The 17,971-nt window shown below is 56.6% G+C and carries 19 protein-coding genes; 12 read left to right on the top strand and 7 right to left on the bottom strand.

Features of this window, described 5'->3' with window-relative positions:
* Positions 1 to 18 precede the first annotated feature (18 nt).
* The 3 genes from rnr (at position 19) to QZH36_RS11895 (ending at position 4,983) form a co-directional block, all read left to right on the top strand.
* Entirely contained in the window at positions 19 to 2,472 is a 2,454-nt protein-coding gene (gene rnr / locus QZH36_RS11905; RefSeq protein ID WP_301730302.1) for a ribonuclease R, read from the top strand.
* Between the two features lie 68 nt (positions 2,473 to 2,540).
* A complete protein-coding gene (gene rlmB / locus QZH36_RS11900) occupies positions 2,541 to 3,275 on the top strand; it encodes a 23S rRNA (guanosine(2251)-2'-O)-methyltransferase RlmB (protein ID WP_253455864.1) in 735 nt (244 codons plus the stop codon).
* A 100-nt stretch (positions 3,276 to 3,375) separates the two neighbouring features.
* A complete protein-coding gene (locus QZH36_RS11895; RefSeq protein WP_301730301.1) occupies positions 3,376 to 4,983 on the top strand; it encodes an isovaleryl-CoA dehydrogenase in 1,608 nt (535 codons plus the stop codon).
* On the opposite strand, the gene bsmA is transcribed toward QZH36_RS11895, so the two are convergent.
* Both bsmA and QZH36_RS11885 read right to left on the bottom strand, forming a co-directional pair.
* The gene (gene bsmA / locus QZH36_RS11890; protein ID WP_301252902.1) at positions 4,957 to 5,280 is read right to left on the bottom strand and encodes a biofilm peroxide resistance protein BsmA; all 324 of its coding nucleotides are present in this window, start codon (positions 5,278 to 5,280) and stop codon (positions 4,957 to 4,959) included. The two genes, QZH36_RS11895 and bsmA, sit on opposite strands and share 27 nt — an antisense overlap.
* Before the next feature lie 48 nt (positions 5,281 to 5,328).
* On the bottom strand, positions 5,329 to 7,263 hold the full coding sequence (locus QZH36_RS11885) for a methyl-accepting chemotaxis protein (RefSeq protein ID WP_301730300.1): 1,935 nt from the start codon (positions 7,261 to 7,263) through the stop codon (positions 5,329 to 5,331).
* 175 nt (positions 7,264 to 7,438) lie between these two features.
* Here QZH36_RS11885 and yjfP point away from each other — a divergent pair, with 175 nt between their 5' ends.
* Complete coding sequence (gene yjfP / locus QZH36_RS11880) at positions 7,439 to 8,188, top strand: esterase (RefSeq protein ID WP_253455855.1); 750 nt, start codon at positions 7,439 to 7,441, stop codon at positions 8,186 to 8,188.
* Between the two features lie 6 nt (positions 8,189 to 8,194).
* Here yjfP and QZH36_RS11875 read toward each other — a convergent pair whose 3' ends face one another.
* A complete protein-coding gene (locus tag QZH36_RS11875; RefSeq protein WP_253455853.1) occupies positions 8,195 to 8,398 on the bottom strand; it encodes a hypothetical protein in 204 nt (67 codons plus the stop codon).
* A 386-nt stretch (positions 8,399 to 8,784) separates the two neighbouring features.
* On the opposite strand from QZH36_RS11875, the gene rpsF reads away from it, so the two are divergent.
* The 4 genes from rpsF to rplI are packed head-to-tail and all read left to right on the top strand — an operon-like array spanning position 8,785 to position 10,227.
* The gene (gene rpsF, locus QZH36_RS11870; protein WP_125290324.1) at positions 8,785 to 9,180 is read left to right on the top strand and encodes a 30S ribosomal protein S6; all 396 of its coding nucleotides are present in this window, start codon (positions 8,785 to 8,787) and stop codon (positions 9,178 to 9,180) included.
* 6 nt (positions 9,181 to 9,186) lie between these two features.
* A complete protein-coding gene (gene priB, locus QZH36_RS11865) occupies positions 9,187 to 9,504 on the top strand; it encodes a primosomal replication protein N (RefSeq protein ID WP_125290423.1) in 318 nt (105 codons plus the stop codon).
* A 4-nt stretch (positions 9,505 to 9,508) separates the two neighbouring features.
* The gene (gene rpsR, locus QZH36_RS11860; RefSeq protein ID WP_000135199.1) at positions 9,509 to 9,736 is read left to right on the top strand and encodes a 30S ribosomal protein S18; all 228 of its coding nucleotides are present in this window, start codon (positions 9,509 to 9,511) and stop codon (positions 9,734 to 9,736) included.
* A 38-nt stretch (positions 9,737 to 9,774) separates the two neighbouring features.
* On the top strand, positions 9,775 to 10,227 hold the full coding sequence (gene rplI / locus QZH36_RS11855) for a 50S ribosomal protein L9 (RefSeq protein ID WP_125290325.1): 453 nt from the start codon (positions 9,775 to 9,777) through the stop codon (positions 10,225 to 10,227).
* A gap of 117 nt (positions 10,228 to 10,344) precedes the next feature.
* Here the strand turns inward: rplI and QZH36_RS11850 are convergent, their stop codons facing one another.
* Positions 10,345 to 10,884, bottom strand: a complete 540-nt coding sequence (locus tag QZH36_RS11850) for an OapA family protein (RefSeq protein ID WP_301730299.1) — start codon at positions 10,882 to 10,884, stop codon at positions 10,345 to 10,347.
* A gap of 277 nt (positions 10,885 to 11,161) precedes the next feature.
* On the opposite strand from QZH36_RS11850, the gene bamJ reads away from it, so the two are divergent.
* Complete coding sequence (bamJ, locus tag QZH36_RS11845) at positions 11,162 to 11,782, top strand: BamJ family beta-barrel-assembly machinery protein (protein ID WP_125290327.1); 621 nt, start codon at positions 11,162 to 11,164, stop codon at positions 11,780 to 11,782.
* Between the two features lie 286 nt (positions 11,783 to 12,068).
* On the top strand, positions 12,069 to 12,359 hold the full coding sequence (locus QZH36_RS11840) for a hypothetical protein (protein WP_253455849.1): 291 nt from the start codon (positions 12,069 to 12,071) through the stop codon (positions 12,357 to 12,359).
* Between the two features lie 68 nt (positions 12,360 to 12,427).
* Here the strand turns inward: QZH36_RS11840 and QZH36_RS11835 are convergent, their stop codons facing one another.
* Positions 12,428 to 14,365 (bottom strand): bifunctional 2',3'-cyclic-nucleotide 2'-phosphodiesterase/3'-nucleotidase, encoded by a 1,938-nt coding sequence (locus tag QZH36_RS11835; protein ID WP_301730298.1) that lies wholly within the window; start codon positions 14,363 to 14,365, stop codon positions 12,428 to 12,430.
* 318 nt (positions 14,366 to 14,683) lie between these two features.
* Here QZH36_RS11835 and cysQ point away from each other — a divergent pair, with 318 nt between their 5' ends.
* Positions 14,684 to 15,424: a 3'(2'),5'-bisphosphate nucleotidase CysQ gene (gene cysQ, locus QZH36_RS11830; RefSeq protein ID WP_301730297.1), complete on the top strand. Its 741-nt coding sequence runs from the start codon at positions 14,684 to 14,686 to the stop codon at positions 15,422 to 15,424.
* A 39-nt stretch (positions 15,425 to 15,463) separates the two neighbouring features.
* Here the strand turns inward: cysQ and QZH36_RS11825 are convergent, their stop codons facing one another.
* A complete protein-coding gene (locus QZH36_RS11825) occupies positions 15,464 to 16,018 on the bottom strand; it encodes a YtfJ family protein (protein WP_369895295.1) in 555 nt (184 codons plus the stop codon).
* Positions 16,019 to 16,308: 290 nt separating this feature from the next.
* Between QZH36_RS11825 and QZH36_RS11820 the strand changes: the two genes are divergently transcribed.
* A complete protein-coding gene (locus QZH36_RS11820) occupies positions 16,309 to 16,515 on the top strand; it encodes a stringent response modulator YtfK (protein ID WP_246760837.1) in 207 nt (68 codons plus the stop codon).
* Positions 16,516 to 16,571: 56 nt separating this feature from the next.
* On the opposite strand, the gene paeA is transcribed toward QZH36_RS11820, so the two are convergent.
* Positions 16,572 to 17,897: a polyamine export protein PaeA gene (gene paeA / locus QZH36_RS11815; protein WP_253455841.1), complete on the bottom strand. Its 1,326-nt coding sequence runs from the start codon at positions 17,895 to 17,897 to the stop codon at positions 16,572 to 16,574.
* Positions 17,898 to 17,971: the final 74 nt, after the last annotated feature.

The raw sequence follows: 17,971 nt of genomic DNA, 5'->3' as shown, positions 1-17,971 counted from the left end.
GACAACGGAGGAACCGCTATGTCAAAAGATCCATTTAAGGAACGGGAAGCTGAAAAATATGAGAACCCCATTCCCAGCCGCGAATTTATCCTTTCCCATTTAGATAAACGCGAAAAGCCCGCCAGCCGTGAAGAGCTGGCGGATGAACTTTCTATCTCTGGCGAAGAGCAAACCGAAGCGCTGCGCCGCCGCCTGCGCGCGATGGAGCGCGACGGACAGTTAGTGTTCACTCGTCGCCAGTGCTATGCGCTGCCGGAGCGTCTCGATCTGCTGCGCGGCAAGGTTATCGGCCATCGCGACGGCTTTGGCTTTTTGCGTGCCGAGGGCAGCAAAGACGATCTTTATCTCTCTGCCGAGCAGATGAAGATGTGTATGCACGGCGATGTGATCCTGGCCCAGGCAATGGGCGCCGATCGCAAAGGCCGCCGTGAAGCGCGCGTAGTGCGCGTGCTGGAGCCGCGTAATAACCAGATTGTCGGCCGCTACTTTACCGAAGCCGGCGTCGGCTTTGTGGTGCCGGACGACAGCCGCCTGAGCTTTGATATCCTGATCCCGCCGGAAGAGCTGATGAACGCCCGTATGGGCTATGTGGTGGTGGTGGAGCTGATGCAGCGTCCTACCCGTCGCAGCAAGGCTATCGGTAAAGTGGTGGAAGTGCTCGGCGACAATATGGGTACCGGCATGGCCGTCGAAATGGCGCTGCGTACCCATGATATTCCTCACGTCTGGCCGGAAGCGCTGGAGCGCCAGATCGCCCAGCTGAAGGAAGAAGTGCCGGAAGAAGCCAAAGCGGGCCGCGTAGACCTGCGCGATCTGCCGCTGGTCACCATTGACGGCGAAGACGCCCGCGACTTTGATGACGCCGTCTTCTGCGAAAGAAAACGCGGCGGCGGCTGGCGCTTATGGGTAGCTATCGCCGACGTCAGCTATTACGTTCGTCCCGGCACGCCGCTGGATGACGAAGCGGTTAACCGCGGCACCTCGGTCTATTTCCCGTCGCAGGTGGTACCAATGCTGCCGGAAGTGCTGTCCAACGGGCTTTGCTCGCTGAACCCGCAGGTGGATCGCCTCTGTATGGTCTGTGAAATGACCATCTCCGCCACCGGCAAGCTGACCGGCTACAAGCATTACGAAGCGGTCATGAACTCCTGGGCGCGCCTGACCTATAACAAGGTCTGGAGCATCCTGCAGGGCAATCAGGAGCTGCGCGAACAGTACCAGCCGCTGGTGAAGGATCTGGAAGAGCTGCACCGCATGTATCTGGTGCTGGAAAAAGCGCGCGAGCAGCGCGGCGGTATCTCCTTTGAAACCGACGAAGCCAAATTTATCTTCAACGCCGATCGCCGTATCGAGCGCGTTGAGCAGGTGGCGCGCAACGACGCCCACAAGCTGATTGAAGAGTGCATGATCCTGGCGAACATCGCTTCGGCGCGCTTTGTGGAAAAAAACCACGAGCCGGCGCTGTTCCGCGACCACGATCGTCCGAGCGAAGAAAATATCAAAAGCTTCCGCTCCGTGCTGAACGAGCTGGGCCTGACGCTGGGCGGCGGCAACAAGCCGCATCCGCTGGATTATGCCGAGCTGCTGACGCAGATCTCTTCGCGTCCCGATGCCGAAATGCTGCAAACCATGCTGCTGCGCTCGATGAAGCAGGCGGTATACGACCCGGAAAACCGCGGCCACTTCGGCCTGGCGCTGGCGTCCTATGCGCACTTTACGTCGCCGATCCGTCGTTATCCCGATCTGCTGCTGCATCGCGCTATCAAATATCTGCTGGCGAAAGAGAACAACACGCTGCAGGGCAACACCACGCCAACCGGCGGCTACCACTACGAAATGCAGCAGATGCTGCAGTTTGGTCAGCACTGTTCAATGACCGAGCGCCGTGCGGACGAGGCGACGCGTGACGTAGCCGACTGGCTGAAGTGCGACTTTATGCAGGATCAGGTGGGCGAAACCTTTACCGGCGTGATCTCCAGCGTTACCGGCTTCGGCTTCTTCGTTCGCTTAAACGATCTGTTTATCGACGGGCTGGTGCATGTTTCCACGCTGGACAACGACTACTACCGCTTTGACGCCATCGGGCAGCGCCTGGTTGGCGAGTCCGGCGGCAAATCCTATCGCCTGGGTGATACGGTTGAAGTGCGCGTGGACGCGGTGCATATGGACGAGCGGAAAATTGACTTCGCGCTGATTTCAAGCGCGCGCAAACCGCGTGGCGAAGGCAAAACCGAGCGCGATCGGGCGAAGAAACCCGCCGCCCAGCACAGCGGCAAACGCCGTCGCGACCAGGGCAAAAAGGTGAACTTCGAGCCGGACAGCGCCTTCCGCAACGGCAAAAGCAAGGTCGGTGCGGCAGACGGCGCGAAAAGCGAGAAAAAACCGCGCAAGCCGTCGGATAAAAGCCGTAAAATCGCCGCCGCGACGCGTTCCAAACGCGCCGCGAAAAAGACCGATACGCCCGCATCCTGAAGGCAGGCAGACGCATAACCTCGCCGCATCCCGGATGCGGCATGTAACGACCAGTTGAGTAACAGTGAATGAGTGAAATAGTTTTTGGACTCCATGCCGTGCAGGCGCTGCTTGACAGCGATCCGCAGCGCTTTCAGGAAGTGTTTATCCTTAAAGGCCGTGACGATCGCCGTCTGCAGCCGGTAGTGAAGGCGCTGGAAGCGCAGGGCATCGTGATCCAGGTCGCCAGCCGTCAGTGGCTGGACAGCCAGGTCGAGGGCGGCGTGCATCAGGGGATCGTGGCGCGCGTCAAAGCCGGCCGCCAGTATCAGGAAAACGATCTGCCGGATCTGCTGGAAAAGCTGGAGAAACCTTTCCTGCTGATCCTGGACGGCGTAACCGATCCGCATAACCTGGGCGCCTGCCTGCGCAGCGCCGATGCGGCTGGCGTTCATGCGGTGATCGTGCCGAAAGATCGCTCCGCTCAGCTGAACGCCACGGCGAAAAAAGTGGCCAGCGGCGCGGCGGAAAACGTCCCGCTGATCCGCGTCACCAACCTGGCGCGCACGATGCGTATGCTCCAGGAAGCCAACGTCTGGATCGTCGGCACGGCGGGTGAAGCCGATCATACGCTGTACCAGAGCAAAATGACCGGCCCGATGGCGCTGGTGATGGGCGCGGAAGGCGAAGGCATGCGTCGTCTGACCCGTGAACACTGCGACGAGCTAATCAGCATTCCTATGGCGGGCAGCGTTTCCTCGCTGAACGTATCGGTCGCTACCGGCATCTGCCTGTTTGAGGCCGTGCGTCAGCGCGCGAAATAATCACGCCGGGGCGTGATCCGCGCCCCGAAATCCCTCTCTGCTCCTCGCCTGCGCCGTCCTCTTTTGCATACTGAGTGTGTGCCTACAGAAGGAGGTCAGGATGAACCGTACCCACCACGTCTTTAATCAGCCCCGTCCGCTGACCAACAGCAATCTTTTTCTTTCCGATACGCCGCTGCGCGAGGCCGTGCTGCGCGAAGGCGCGGGCTGGGACTGCGATCTGCTGGCGTCCGTCGGGCAGCAGCTGGGCAGCGCCGAGTCGTCAGAGCTGGGCAGGCTGGCCAACAGCTATCCGCCGGAGCTGCTGCGCTACGATGCTGTAGGCGAACGGCTGGACGATCTGCGCTTTCATCCCGCCTGGCATCTGCTGATGCAGGGGCTGTGCAGCAACCGCGTGCATAACCTGCCGTGGCAGGAGAATGCGCCGCCCGCAGCCTTTGTCGCGCGGGCCGCCCGCTTTATCCTGCACGCCCAGGTGGAAGCGGGCACGCTTTGCCCTGTCACCATGACTTTCGGCGCTATTCCGCTGCTGAAATCCCATCTGCCTGCGCCTTTTCGCGGCTGGCTTACGCCGCTGCTTTCCGACCGTTACGATCCGCATTTGCAGCCGGGCGAGCACAAGCGCGGGCTGCTTATCGGCATGGGCATGACTGAAAAACAGGGCGGCACCGATGTGCTGAGCAACACCACACGCGCCGAACCCGTGGGCAACGGCGAATACCGGCTCACCGGCCATAAATGGTTTTTTTCAGTGCCGCAAAGCGATGCGCATCTGGTGCTGGCGCAGGCCAAAGGCGGGCTTTCCTGCTTTTTCCTGCCGCGCCTGCTGCCGGACGGCAGCCGTAATGCCGTGCATCTGGAGCGGCTGAAGGACAAGCTGGGCAATCGGTCCAATGCCAGCAGCGAAGCGGAGTTCTTTGCGGCCAGCGGCTGGCTGATTGGCGAAGAGGGCGAAGGCGTCCGGCAGATTTTAAAAATGGGCGGCTATACCCGTTTTGACTGCGCGCTGGCGAGCCATGCGATGATGCGCCGCGCGTTTTCCATTGCGCTTTATCATTGCCATCAGCGTCAGGTGCAGGGCAAAAGCCTGATCGATCAGCCGCTGATGCGTCAGCAGCTCTGCTCGCAGGCCCTGCTGCTGGAAGGGCAGACGGCGATGCTGCTGCGGCTGGCCGGCGCGTGGTCGGCGGAAAGCGGTGAAGCGGGCAAACTCTTCAGCCGACTGTTTACGCCTGCGGCGAAATACGTGGTGTGCAGACGCGGCATCAGCTTTGTCGCGGAGGCGATGGAAATGCTGGGCGGTATCGGCTACTGCGAGGAGAGCGAGCTGCCGAGGCTCTATCGTGAAATGCCGGTTAACAGCATCTGGGAAGGTGCCGGTAACGTAATGTGCCTGGACGTATTGCGCGTGCTGAGTAAGCAGCCAGCCGCCATGGAGCTGCTGGCCAGAGAGTTTGAGGCGGTGAAAGGGCAAAGCCGCTACTTCGACGGTGCCTGGCGCCAGTTAAAGCTGCTGCTGCGCCATCCGCAGGAAGCCCAGGCGCGTGCAATCTGCGAAAGCCTGTTCAACCTGGCCTGCGGCGTGCAGGTCATGAGGCAGCTGGAACCCTGCATAGCCGACGCCTGGTGCCGACAGCTGCGCGGGCCGGCGCCGCTGTCGGAAAAAGTCTGTCAGCGTTTGCTACTGCGCGCCACCGGCATTAGCTGACGGCCCATAAAGCACCGCCGTTGAATACCAGCGGCCCGGCATGACCGTTTCGCTGACCATCTGGATGACGTAATACTTCGCGCCCGCCTCGTTGGCTTTAGCGGCAATAGCCCGCGCGGCATCGTCCGGCGAGCCGCGTACCGACACGCTGACGGTGCCGAGCCGCGTCAGCGTCATGCTCTGCGCGCGCGTGATCTCCTGCGCCTGCGCCTGTACCGGCGGGGGCGGCTGCGGCGTGGTTTGGGTCAGGCTACAGCCCGTAAGCAGCAGCACGAAAAACAGGGATAACCTGGACATAAGCACTCCTCTTGATGGACTGCCTGAAGTGTAAGCTATCCCGATGCTTTATGCCTTGACGCGGAAAACCTGCACCAGAGCGGTCAGGTGATGGCCTTTGCGGCTCAGTTCTTGCGCGGTCAGCTCTGAGGTGGCAACCAGCTCGGTGCTTTCGTGCGTCGCCTGGCCAATCTGGTTCATGGCAATATTGACCTGGCCAATGCCCGCCGACTGCTCTTTAGACGCAACGTTGATTTCGCTCATCAGCACTTTCACCTGCTCGATACGGCCAACGATATCCTCCATTGACTGGCGCGTCTGCTCGGACAGATTGTGGCCCTGTACCACTTTGCTGAGCGAGTTTTCAATCAGGCCGTCAATCTCTTTGGCCGCCGTGGCGCTGCGCTGCGCCAGCGCGCGAACTTCCGCCGCCACCACCGCAAAGCCTTTACCGTGCTCGCCCGCGCGCGCCGCTTCCACTGCGGCGTTCAGCGCCAGGATATTGGTCTGGAAAGCAATAGATTCAATTACCTGAGTAATATCGGCAATGCTCTGTGAAGCGCTCTTGATGTCGGTCATGGTCGTCACGGAACGCGTCACCGTTTCGCCGCCTTTACCGACCGCCGCCGCCGCTTCGCCTACCAGCGTCAACGCCTGGGAAACGTTAGCGGCGTTTTGCGCCACGGTAGCGCTCAGCTGCTCCATGCTGGCAGAGGTTTCTTCCACGCTGGCCGCCTGACGCGTGATCTGCTCGCTGATGTTTTCGCTGCTGGAGGCGATAGCATCCGTTCCGCTGCTGATCTCCTGAGCGGCTTCACGAACCTGAGACACGATGCGATCCAGGCCGTCGCCGATACCGTTGATCGCGACGATCAGCTTGCCCACTTCATCATGGCGCCGGGTTTCCAGCGTGGCCTGCAAATTACCGGCAGAGTAGTGCTCGGCCAGCTCGATGACCTGCTGTAGCGGCCTGCTTATCCAACGATGCGTGGTGGTGATAAAGCCCAGCGCGAACAGCGCAACCAGCGCGGCGCCCAGCGTCAGGAACAGATTGCGGGTATGTTGGATCGGCGCCAGCAGGCTGGCTTTATTGACTTCGCCCAGAATTATCCAGTGCCAGTCTGGCAGATGATGCCAGGCCATGATCTGCGTTTCGCCGTTGGCGTCTTTGACTTCCACCTTGCCAGAAGTCTGGCTCAGCAGCAGCTGGCGGGTGGCTTCCGGCCAGGCCGGCAGCTGGCCTTCGCGTTCAGGATGGAAGACATACTGGCCGCGTGTTTTGCCTGCGGCATCGCTCAGCACGGAGAAGTGACCGCTTTCGCCCAGCTTTTTCACCAGCACTTTTTCTCTAATCAACGCGTACTGTTTGGTAATATCCACGCCGACAAACAGAATGCCGACCACCTGTCCGCTGGCGTCTTTTACCGGCTGATACTGCGTGATATAGCGTTTGCCAAACAGCATGGCGACGCCCTGGAAGATCTGGCCCTGCTGCGCCATTTTCCAGGCCGGGCTGGCGCGATCCAGCCGGGTGCCGATAGCACGCTCGCCATTCTCTTTGCGTAGCGAGGTCGACACGCGCAGGAAATCGTCGCCGGTACGCACGAAAACGGTCGAGATAGCGCCGGTGCGCGCCAGAAAATCATCCACCAGGCTTTCGTCCAGATTCAGCGTTTTTAGCCCCGCACGCAGGACTGGCGCCTGTTCGGCCCCAATCGTTACGCGTTCGCCAGGATCGATGGAGAACTGCTTCGGCAAAAAGCTTTGAAAAAGCGCGGTATAGTTAGCAACTTCTTCCCTCAGCGTGCTGTTGAACATGGTGGCCATATCGCCGATACCGTCGACCTGGTTTTCCATATTTTCCAGCGTTAATGCCTGCATTTGATTCGACGCGTTATTGGTCAGCGCCAGCGTTAAAACTAAAAATAATGCGGCTACGCTTAGCGAGGTTATTACCGACAGCTTAACGCCGAGGCTCCAGCGCCCAAATGCGAGAAATTTCATAAAATAGCCTGTATTAAAAGAGGGGGGTCATAACGGTTAACGGCTGGAAAAAGAAAATATTTAGTGAGCGCTTCAGCATGCAGATCAATTAAATAAGCAATAAACTCAAATAACAGCATGATTAGCTGGCTATTTGCATTTGTAGCCTGCAGCGCAACGACTTAAGGGGAAAGTGATGATTGAAGTCAGTACGGAATTTTTTGCGGGGATTGAATGTCTGCACGCCGCGCCGACAGGCAAAAGAGACGAGCCGCTGCCTACTATCCTTTTTTATCACGGGTTTACCTCGTCGAAAGAAGTCTATAGCTATTTCGGCGTGGCGCTGGCGCTGGCGGGCTTTCGCGTGATCCTGCCCGACGCGGATATGCACGGCGCGCGCTATAACGGCGATAGCGAATATCGCCTGTCCCACTTCTGGGAAATCCTGAAAAGCAATATTGATGAAGTACCGCAGCTTATAGCCTCGCTGCGGCAGCAGAATTTGATTGAGGGTACGCGCCTTGCGGCGGCGGGTGCCTCAATGGGCGGCATGACCGCGCTGGGCGCGATGGCGCGCTACCCCTGTTTTACCAGCGTCGCCTGCCTGATGGGGTCGGGCTATTATATGTCGCTGTCCCACACGCTGTTTCCGCCGCTGGCCGTGCATACGCCCGAGCAGGCGCAGGCTTTTGCTCAGCGAATGGCGCCGCTGGCGGATTATGATATCAGTCGGCAGCTGGAGAAAATTGCCGATCGGCCGCTGCTGATTTGGCATGGTGAAGCGGATGAGATGGTACCGGTGGCAGAGAGCGTGCGGCTGGAAAAAGCGTTAAGAGAAGCGAAGCTCGATGCCGGGCTGACGTTTCTCACGGAGCAGGGCATCGGGCATCGCATCACGCCGTCGGCGCTGGAAGCCACGACAGCATTTTTCAAACGTCATTTGTAGACGGGATCACAGCTGCTGCGCCAGTCGTTGCGCAGCGGGGATCGTCACCAAAGGCTTGTCCGTCATCTGTCCCGTTGGCGAATCGATACGGTTTACATAGACGTAGCTGTTCGCCGCCTGGCTGGCTACGCTCTGCCCACAGTCGGTATCGGCAAGGGCGGGGGTGGAAAGGGCGAGTCCGAGTAAGGTGGCGATTGCGATGGTTTTCATGATTCAACTCCACAATCAGGTAACAAATCTGACGCCGGGCGTCAGGGTCTTGTCTTCACCCTGTAAGTTTAGCGCCGTTCGCGATAAAGTGTATTAGTAATTCTTGCTTTTTACCGTCGCGCTTCAGGGGCGAAAAAACAGGCTAATTGCCTGATCCCTTTCGCTTCCCACCGCAGCCTGGCTCAGGCTGACAAATAATTTACATCAGGCCGCGACTTTACCTTGAGTTTCCCCCCCGCCGCCAGTATGATTACGCGTCAATTTTTCAGCCGCATTCTCAGGTTGTGACCCGATAGTTGTCAGGTCACGGCTTATAACGTTCCTTGCTTCCATGGGCCGCGGTTGACCCCGACAGGAGGCTGAATAATCCGTAAGGAGCAAATTCGATGCGTCATTACGAAATCGTATTTATGGTTCACCCTGACCAGAGCGAACAGGTTCCTGGCATGATCGAGCGCTACTCTGCGACCATCACTGGTGCAGAAGGTACGATCCACCGCCTGGAAGACTGGGGCCGCCGTCAGCTGGCTTACCCGATCAACAAACTGCACAAAGCTCACTACGTTCTGCTGAACGTTGAAGCGCCGCAGGAAGCGATCGATGAGCTGGAAACTAACTTCCGCTTCAACGACGCCGTTATCCGCAGCATGGTTATGCGCGTTAAGCACGCGGTAACTGAAGCTTCTCCGATGGTTAAAGCGAAAGACGAGCGCCGTGAGCGTCGTGAAGATTTTGCTAACGAAACCTCTGATGAAGCAGATGCTGGGGATTCTGAAGAGTAATTGACCGTGGAGGCTAATCGGCTGACGCTGTCTGGCACCGTGTGCAAGACGCCGATGCGTAAAGTAAGCCCCTCAGGTATTCCACACTGCCAGTTCGTGCTTGAGCACAGATCGATGCAGGTGGAGGCCGGTTTTACCCGGCAAGCCTGGTGTCGCATGCCGGTGATTATCAGCGGCAAAGCCCATCAGGCCATTACTCAAAGTATAACGGTCGGCACGCCGGTCACCGTTTCAGGTTTCATTAGCAGCCATCAAGGGCGCAATGGGCTGAATAAGACGGTGCTGCATGCCGAGCAGATTGAATTGATAGATTCTGGAGACTAGCCAAATGGCACGTTATTTCCGTCGTCGCAAGTTCTGCCGTTTCACCGCGGAAGGCGTTCAAGAGATCGATTATAAAGATATCGCAACGCTGAAAAACTACATTACTGAAAGCGGTAAGATTGTACCAAGCCGTATCACTGGTACTCGCGCTAAATACCAGCGTCAGCTGGCTCGTGCTATCAAGCGCGCGCGTTACCTGTCTCTGCTGCCGTATACCGATCGTCATCAGTAACGGCTGTTGTCAATTAACGACTTTAAGAGGATAAGGTAATGCAAGTTATTCTGCTTGATAAAGTAGCAAACCTGGGCACCCTGGGCGACCAGGTAAACGTTAAAGCGGGCTACGCTCGTAACTTCCTGGTACCACAGGGCAAAGCTGTTCCTGCTACCAAGAAAAACGTTGAGTTCTTCGAAGCACGCCGTGCAGAGCTGGAAGCCAAACTGGCTGACGTTCTGTCCGCTGCTAACGCTCGCGCTGAGAAAATCAATGCACTGGGCACCGTTACCATCGCGTCTAAAGCAGGCGACGAAGGTAAACTGTTCGGTTCTATCGGTACTCGCGACATCGCTGACGCTGTAACTGCAGCCGGCGTTGAAGTAGCCAAGAGCGAAGTTCGCCTGCCGAACGGCGTTCTGCGCACTACCGGTGAGCACGAAGTGGACTTCCAGGTTCACAGCGAAGTCTTCGCTAAACTGACTGTAAACGTGGTTACTGAAGCTTAATCGCTTCTCTACCGCTTAAAAACGCCGGCCTTGTGCCGGCGTTTTTGTTTGTGGAAAGCGTTCTCTGAGCAGATTGGTAATGTAAAAAGCCGACATCGCGTCGGCGTTTTTGTTTGGCTAATGAACCTGCAGAAACGCGCCGTCCGGCTGGCGGGTAAATAAAATTTCCCCCTGCTCCGTAGTTACGGCCAGTCCCGTCACCACGCCGTGCGAATTCTGGCGGATCCTGACCGCCTGACCGGCCTGCAAATTACTCAGCGGCTTGTCGTTGCCCTCCACGCGGGCCATTGCAAATACATCATTTACCGGCAGATTGTGGTTGCGGAACAGCTGCGCCAGCGTTTGCCCGTTGGCAATCTGGTAGTTTGTCCACTGTCCCTGAGCATCGCCTTTAGGCTGCTGGCTGTTATCCACCCGACCGCTAAGCTCCGCCTGTAGCGGCACGTCTGTTGTGGTGCGCTCAACGTTAACGGGGCGCTCCGTCTGCTCCGGCTGTCGCGGCGAAGGCCACAAAAAAGCCAGCAAAACCAGCGCCCCGGCCAGGATAATGCCGCGACGGTGGAAAGACGGCAGCGGATCCATCCAGCGCGCGGAATCCGCCAGGTGCCAGAGCCAGTTGAACCACTTCGATACTGGTGACGCTTTAGTGACGGGCATGGCGTCGTCCTCCTTGCGCGATCCTCGCGCGAATAAAATAAACCGCTTTAACAAAGCCGGCCGGCGTTTCCTTCGTCTGCGGGCAATATGGCCCATGTTAACCTCTACTGAAATATAGCTGATAGCGCACTCTCCGCGCGGCTTTTATAGCGTAAGCGGAGCAGCGTTATTGTTTCCTTTTACGCTGAAAATGTCACCTGAAGAAGATGGCGTTTTACCCCTGTTGCCTGCGCTGTTATGCTTCGTCCTCAGTTTTATTACCAGTAAAGGAAAATCCATGACTACCCCTTCTTTAGACAGCGTAGAAGCACAAGCAAGCTACGGTATCGGTTTACAGGTTGGCCAGCAGCTGCTGGAATCCGGGCTGCAGGGGCTGCAGCCAGAAGCGCTGCTGGCTGGCCTGCGCGACGCGCTGGAAGGGAACTCCCCGGCTGTGCCCGTTGACGTTGTTCACCGCGCGCTGCGTGAAGTGCACGAGCGTGCCGACGTGGTTCGTCGCGAGCGTCAGCAGGCGATGGCCGCCGAAGGCCAGAAATTCCTGGAAGAGTACGGTCAGCGTGACGGCGTGAGCAGCACCGAATCCGGCCTGCAGTTCAGCGTCATCAAGCAGGGCGACGGCGCTATCCCGTCTCGCCAGGATCGCGTTCGCGTTCACTATACCGGCAAACTGATCGACGGTAGCGTGTTTGACAGCTCCGTGGCGCGCGGCGAACCGGCTGAGTTCCCGGTCAGCGGCGTTATCCCGGGCTGGATCGAAGCGCTGACCCTGATGCCGGTCGGCTCAAAGTGGGAGCTGGTTATCCCACAGAACCTGGCCTACGGCGAGCGCGGCGCTGGCGCTTCCATTCCGCCATTCAGCACGCTGGTGTTTGAAGTTGAGCTGTTAGAAATTCTGTAACAGCCGATCCTGCCGGGATAACGATTGTTGTTGTTCCGGCAGGAGACCTGTTATTCCTCAATATTGCCTGATATGAATTTTATTACGCGTTAAATAACGCGGATGCTTTAACTAATAGCCTTTTCTCACTCGTTGAAAATATATTCAGCCGATTCTGAAAATACCCTGCTGGATTATTTTGATCCTGAAGGAAGGTTTGACTACGCCGCTTTTTTGAAATAAGTTCTCGACGTGGCAATGAATGCCATAGTAATGCTGATGATATTATTATCAAGGAGAACTATAAATGCGCGAGTTGACCAACAATGAAATTGCCGCGGTTGCAGGCGCCGGGCTTTTTTCTGATATCGGCAAAGGTATTGGCTTTCTTATCGGTTCTGTGATCGACCAGGGCGCCTCTGCCGGTGGCTTAACAACTTCTTCCGTTGACGCTGTTTCCCAGCTGGGCGGCGGAATTGGTAAAATACTGGAGTTAAACATTTCCGGTGCGATTAACGATATTGGTGCGGGCGTGGTTGGCCTGGTCAAATATGGTATTGACTCCATTAATAGCCTGAAATCCTCTACCGGCGCATAAGTTTATTACCACTGGTAATAAATAAAGCCAGCCTTGTATGCCAGGCTGGCTTTTTTATGAAAGATTCGTCAGTTAAGGCCAATATGGTAAAGCGCAAAGCCGATATCGTCCTGGCCTGCTTGCTTCAGCGGATATTGGCCATGGTTTTTAATAAATTCAGCTGCTTTTGAAGATGGCGAGGTCTCAAAAAAGATATTCAGAGGGACCTTAGCGTTAATATTTTCCAACCGCCAGTTGTTATCCGCCTGCGGACTGACCTCGCCATGCGCCCGGGTCTGCGCCGTAATGTATGCCGCTACGACAGCGCGATTTTCATCCGGAGAAGCAAAAGCGACGTGATCCTCGCCGGTTCCGGCAAATTTGCCGCCGTAGGCGCGATAGTTATTGGTCGCCACCAGAAAAGTCGCCTCGGGATCGACTGGTTTTCCCTGGAAGGTTAAATCGCGGATACGGGAAGCCTTGTCATTAATCAACTGACATTCCGCATCGTAGCGGGCAGGCTGCGTGACGTCGATTCGGTAGCTCACACCGTCAATAACGTCGAAATTATAGGTACGAAAATCCCAGTTAATCAGCGGCTGCGGTTTAGTGCTGGCCGGATCGATCTGGTTAAACTGACCCGCCGAGCATTCCAGCCACTCTTTTACCTCTTTACCGCTGGCCTTTACGACCACCAGCGTATTGGGATAGAGGTAAAGATCCGCTGCGTTACGAAAGGTCAGCGGGCCTTTCTCCACTTCCACATAGCTGGCCGGATCGTTTTTACGGCCGCCGGCTTTGAACGGTGCGGCGGCGGAAAGCACGGGCAGATTGGCCAGATCCGGATCGCCCTGAATAAAGCGCTCTGCATAATCGCGCTGCGCATTATTCACAATCTGCACGGTCGGATCGTCCTGAACCAGCGACAGATAGCTGTACATCACGTCTGCCGATTTTCCGATAGGCTGGCTGACAAATTCACGCGTGGCGTGATGATCGGGCGCCATCACCTTCAGCAGCGCCGGATCTTCCGCCGCCAGCGATTTTTTCGCCGCCGTATCGTAAATGGGCCGGGCCTGCGCGGTCGCTTCGCTTACCCGCCAGCGGCCTGCATCGTTATTAAGCACCAGATCGACCACGCCCAGATGATCGCCCCACATGCCCGGCATCACCGCCGGTATCCCGTTCAGCGTACCTTTAGCGATATCGGCACCTTTGATCGCGGCAAAATCTTTGCTGGGGAAAACGGCGTGCGCATGGCCAAACAGGATGGCGTCGATGCCGGGAACCTGGCTGAGGTAGTAAACGGAGTTTTCCGCCATCGCGTGCCACGGCTCGCTGGAGAGGCCGGAATGGGGGATAGCCACGATCAGATCCGCGCCCTGGCGGCGCATCTCCGGCACCCATTTACGGGCGGTTTCGGTCATATCCTCCACGGTAATTTTACCGCTGAGGTTTTTCTTGTCCCACACCATAATCTGCGGCGGCACAAAACCGATATAGCCCACTTTCAGCTGATGCTTGTTGCCCTCGCGATCCGTCACTTCCTTCGCCTTAATCAAAAAAGGCGTGAACAGCGGCTTACCGCTGTGGATATCAATGATATTGGCATTGATGTAGGGGAATTTCGCGCCGCTGATGGCTTTTTGCAGGTAATCCAGGCCATAGTTGAATTCATGGTTGCCCAGGTTGCCTACCGTGTAATCCAGCGTGTTCAGCGCCTTGTAAACGGGATGGATTTCGCCCTGCTGTAAGCCCCTGGCCGCCACATAGTCACCGAGCGGGCTGCCCTGAATAATGTCGCCGTTATCCACCAGCACGCTGTTGGCGGCCTCTTTACGCGCCGCCTCAATTAACGTTGCGGTACGCACCAGCCCGAACTTTTCCGTTGGGGTATCCTTGTAGTAATCGAAATCCATCATATTGCTGTGCAGGTCGGTGGTTTCCAGCAGGCGGAAATCGACCGTGGCAGCATGTAGCGCGCAGCTGACCAGCAGCGCAACGGGCGTCACAACGGACTTAATCATTGTTTCTCCTTAATAGCGTTTGTGTAATCCCTAACGTCGCAAAGTTTTATGAAACTAATACCTTCTTTCTCATAATTATGTGAGCAGCTACAAATATTTATCTCTTATGGCCCGGCCCGTCGGGAACGATTAAGGCCGTTGCGGGGTCAACCTGATGAAAAACAGCAGCCCCTGCGGCGTAAAATAATTTATGCTATTGATAATTAAGCGCTGGCGGATCGTTTGGCCTTCGATCTTCGCTATCGACTATGATCAACAGAGAGCGCTGGCGCTGGCAAAGTGATAGCCAGCGCCAGCCAGCAAATCAAGAGGTGGACAATGTTAGAGAATATATGCCAGCTGGCACGAGACGCGGGCGTTGCCATCATGCAGATATACGATGGTCAGGCGCCGCTTGATGTTGCCACAAAATCCGATGATTCGCCGGTCACCGCAGCGGATATCGCCGCACACAAGGTGATCCTGAAGGGGCTGACCACGCTGACGCCCGACGTGCCCGTTTTGTCTGAAGAAGATCCGCCGGGCTGGGAGATCCGCCAGCACTGGCAGCGCTACTGGCTGGTCGATCCGCTGGACGGCACCAAGGAGTTTATCAAGCGGAACGGCGAGTTCACCGTCAATATTGCGCTGATTGAAAACGGCAAGCCCGTGCTGGGCGTGGTCTACGCGCCGGTGATGGACGTGATGTATTCGGCCGCCGCGGGGAAAGCCTGGAAGGAAGAGGGCGGCGTAAAAACGCAGATCCACGTGCGCGAGGCGCGCCCGCCGCTGGTGGTGGTCAGCCGTTCGCATTCCGACAGCGAGCTGGAGGATTACCTTAGCCAGCTGGGCGAGCATCAGACCATTGCTATTGGCTCCTCGCTGAAGTTCTGTCTGGTCGCGGAAGGCAAGGCGCAGCTCTATCCCCGCTTTGGGCCAACGAATATCTGGGATACCGGTGCAGGCCACGCCGTAGCCATTGCCGCAGGCGCGCACGTGCATGACTGGCAGGGGAAAACGCTGGACTATGCGCCGCGCGAAGCCTTTTTGAATCCGGGCTTCCGCGTCTCGATCTTTTAATCGGCCAGGGGAGGCGGCACCGGCGCCTCCCTCTGTCCGTCAGCGTAACAGCTGACGCACCAGCATAATCACCTGCTGGACTTCCTGCTGCGTCAGCGCGCCATCCTTGACGAAACGCACCTTTCCTCCGCTATCCAGCACAATAATCGCCGACCCTTCATCCTGCAGCTGCCAGGCCCGTTTGGCCGTGCCGTCGCTGTCGACGATAAACTGCGACCAGGGATACTGTTTCTTATTGCTCTGAATGCTGCTGCGGACAAACATGCCGGTGCCGGGGATAGCATCGTCGGTATTCACCAGCGTGGTGGTCTGATAGCGATCGTGGGGAAACCGGGCCGATTTAATCGCCTCGATCAGCGCCGCATTTTTCTCTTTGGCCGAGGCGCGTCCGGCGATGTGCTGAAGAACGCGCACTTTGCCCGGCAGCGCGGCGCTGTTCCAGACTCGATAGCTGAACTGCTCCTGCTGATAACGCAGCTCGCCTTGATCGGTAATGCCGACAGGCGGCACGCGCTGGCCTGTAACCAGGTTATGGGCGCTGGCGGCGCACGACAGCAACGTTAACAGCAGCAGTAAAAGACGAAAAATCATGATTGAACTCATTAGTCATGTTTCTGCAATAATAAACGTGGATGATGCGTCTGTCGCAGCGATACAACATCTTTGCAACACAACGCACAATTCCGTAAAGGTCGAAGGTTTATACTGCGTTCATGCAGCCGGGTGAAAGAGCCTACTGTCATGATGTGTAAAAACAGTAAAAAAACTCGGTTTTAGGAATTTTAGAAGTGAAACCTGGTCTATAGTGTATCCACTTTGTGCTGCAAAGATTCGTACCGAACTTGGAAACGACGCAGCACGCATCATCTTTCAGGAGTTGTAACATGAAGATTTTCCAGCGCTATAATCCGCTGCAGGTGGCCAAATATGTCAAAACACTATTCCGTGGCCGGATCTACATCAAAGATGTAGGCGCATTTGAGTTCGATAAAGGTAAGATCCTGATCCCACGCATTAAAGATAAGCAGCACTATAGCGTGATGTCAGAAGTGAACCGTCAGGTGCTGCGTTTGCAGACCGAGTTCAACTAGCAACCGGCAGGCCGGTTCAAAAGAAAGAAGGCGCGAAATTCGCGCCTTTTCTGTTTTTATTCTTCGACCATTTTGTTCAGCACGGCGGCACCCTGTCGGGTTTCATCAATCCTCGTCACCAGAAGCTGATCGATACGGTAGCTGTCGATATCCACTACCTCGAACTTATAGCCGTGAAACTTCACGAAGTCGGTGCGTTTAGGGATTTTTCTCAGCATATACATCATAAAGCCGCCGATAGTCTCGTAGTTGCCGGACTGCGGGAACTCGTCGATATCCAGTACGCGCATCACGTCGTCGATTGGCGTGCCGCCTTCCACCAGCCAGGAATTCTCGTCGCGCGCCACGATCTGCTCTTCCATTCCCTGGCCAACCAGATCGCCCATCAGCGTGGTCATCACATCGTTCAGGGTAATGATCCCCACTACCAGCGCATATTCGTTCATGATCACCGCAAAATCTTCCCCTGCGGTTTTAAAGCTTTCCAGCGCCTCGGAGAGCGTCAGCGTATCCGGCACGATCAACGCCGAACGGATCTGCACGCCGCTGTTAAGCGCCATGCTCTGGTTGCCCAGCACGCGCAGCAGCAGCTCTTTGGAATCGACATAGCCGACGATATGGTCGATATCGTCATTACAGACCAGAAACTTGGAGTGCGGATGATTGGCAATCTTCTCCTTCAGGCTCGACTCATCCTCATGCAGATTGAACCACACCACGTTCTCGCGCGAGGTCATGGAGGAGGGCACGGTGCGCGACTCCAGCTCAAACACGTTTTCAATCAGCTCGTGCTCCTGCTTGCGCAGTACGCCAGCGAGCGCGCCCGCTTCTACCACCGCGTAGATATCGTCTGAGGTGATATCGTCCTTGCGCACCAGCGGGATTTTAAACAGGCGGAAAATAATATTGGCGCCGCCGTTAAAGAACCACACCAGCGGCCGAAAGATAAACAGGCACATCCGCATTGGATTGATGATTTTCAGCGCGACGGTTTCCGGCGCGATCATCCCCAGACGTTTTGGGAAAAGATCGGCGAACAGGATAAACAGGCTGGTCACCACGGTAAAAGAGGCGATAAAGCTCAGCTGCTCCGCCAGTACCGGGCCGGTGATGCGATCGAAAAGCGAGCGGAACACGGGCGAAAACGCGGAATCGCCCACGATACCGCCCAGAATAGCCACGGCGTTCAGGCCTATCTGCACCACGGTAAAAAACATCCCCGGCGTTTCCTGCATCTTCAGCACGCGCTGGGCGTTGATGTTGCCGTCGTCCGCCAGCAGCTTCAGCTTGATTTTGCGCGAGGCGGCCAGAGAGATTTCCGAAAGTGAAAAAAATGAGCTGATGGCGATCAGCATTAAGATGACAAGCAAGCTGTCTAACATAAAACATCCATTAAATGGCCGCTTCAGGCGCTTTCAGAGGAAAATGCGCTAAAGCAGGCCTTAAGTTGATTACC

Source organism: Erwinia wuhanensis, assembly GCF_030484085.1.
Lineage (GTDB): Bacteria > Pseudomonadota > Gammaproteobacteria > Enterobacterales > Enterobacteriaceae > Erwinia > Erwinia aeris.
The sequence above is the reverse complement of the archived record's forward strand: the minus strand, read 5'-3'. Positions and strand labels throughout refer to the sequence as shown.

Excerpts from the sequence above, each read along its gene's own strand:
- rnr (WP_301730302.1), top strand. The coding sequence starts at position 19 with ATGTCAAAAGATCCATTTAAGGAACGGGAAGCTGAAAAATATGAGAAC.
- rlmB (WP_253455864.1), top strand. The coding sequence starts at position 2,541 with ATGAGTGAAATAGTTTTTGGACTCCATGCCGTGCAGGCGCTGCTTGAC.
- QZH36_RS11895 (WP_301730301.1), top strand. The coding sequence starts at position 3,376 with ATGAACCGTACCCACCACGTCTTTAATCAGCCCCGTCCGCTGACCAAC.
- bsmA (WP_301252902.1), bottom strand. The coding sequence starts at position 5,280 with ATGTCCAGGTTATCCCTGTTTTTCGTGCTGCTGCTTACGGGCTGTAGC.
- QZH36_RS11885 (WP_301730300.1), bottom strand. The coding sequence starts at position 7,263 with ATGAAATTTCTCGCATTTGGGCGCTGGAGCCTCGGCGTTAAGCTGTCG.
- yjfP (WP_253455855.1), top strand. The coding sequence starts at position 7,439 with ATGATTGAAGTCAGTACGGAATTTTTTGCGGGGATTGAATGTCTGCAC.
- QZH36_RS11875 (WP_253455853.1), bottom strand. The coding sequence starts at position 8,398 with ATGAAAACCATCGCAATCGCCACCTTACTCGGACTCGCCCTTTCCACC.
- rpsF (WP_125290324.1), top strand. The coding sequence starts at position 8,785 with ATGCGTCATTACGAAATCGTATTTATGGTTCACCCTGACCAGAGCGAA.
- rpsR (WP_000135199.1), top strand. The coding sequence starts at position 9,509 with ATGGCACGTTATTTCCGTCGTCGCAAGTTCTGCCGTTTCACCGCGGAA.
- rplI (WP_125290325.1), top strand. The coding sequence starts at position 9,775 with ATGCAAGTTATTCTGCTTGATAAAGTAGCAAACCTGGGCACCCTGGGC.
- QZH36_RS11850 (WP_301730299.1), bottom strand. The coding sequence starts at position 10,884 with ATGCCCGTCACTAAAGCGTCACCAGTATCGAAGTGGTTCAACTGGCTC.
- bamJ (WP_125290327.1), top strand. The coding sequence starts at position 11,162 with ATGACTACCCCTTCTTTAGACAGCGTAGAAGCACAAGCAAGCTACGGT.
- QZH36_RS11840 (WP_253455849.1), top strand. The coding sequence starts at position 12,069 with ATGCGCGAGTTGACCAACAATGAAATTGCCGCGGTTGCAGGCGCCGGG.
- QZH36_RS11835 (WP_301730298.1), bottom strand. The coding sequence starts at position 14,365 with ATGATTAAGTCCGTTGTGACGCCCGTTGCGCTGCTGGTCAGCTGCGCG.
- cysQ (WP_301730297.1), top strand. The coding sequence starts at position 14,684 with ATGTTAGAGAATATATGCCAGCTGGCACGAGACGCGGGCGTTGCCATC.
- QZH36_RS11820 (WP_246760837.1), top strand. The coding sequence starts at position 16,309 with ATGAAGATTTTCCAGCGCTATAATCCGCTGCAGGTGGCCAAATATGTC.
- paeA (WP_253455841.1), bottom strand. The coding sequence starts at position 17,897 with ATGTTAGACAGCTTGCTTGTCATCTTAATGCTGATCGCCATCAGCTCA.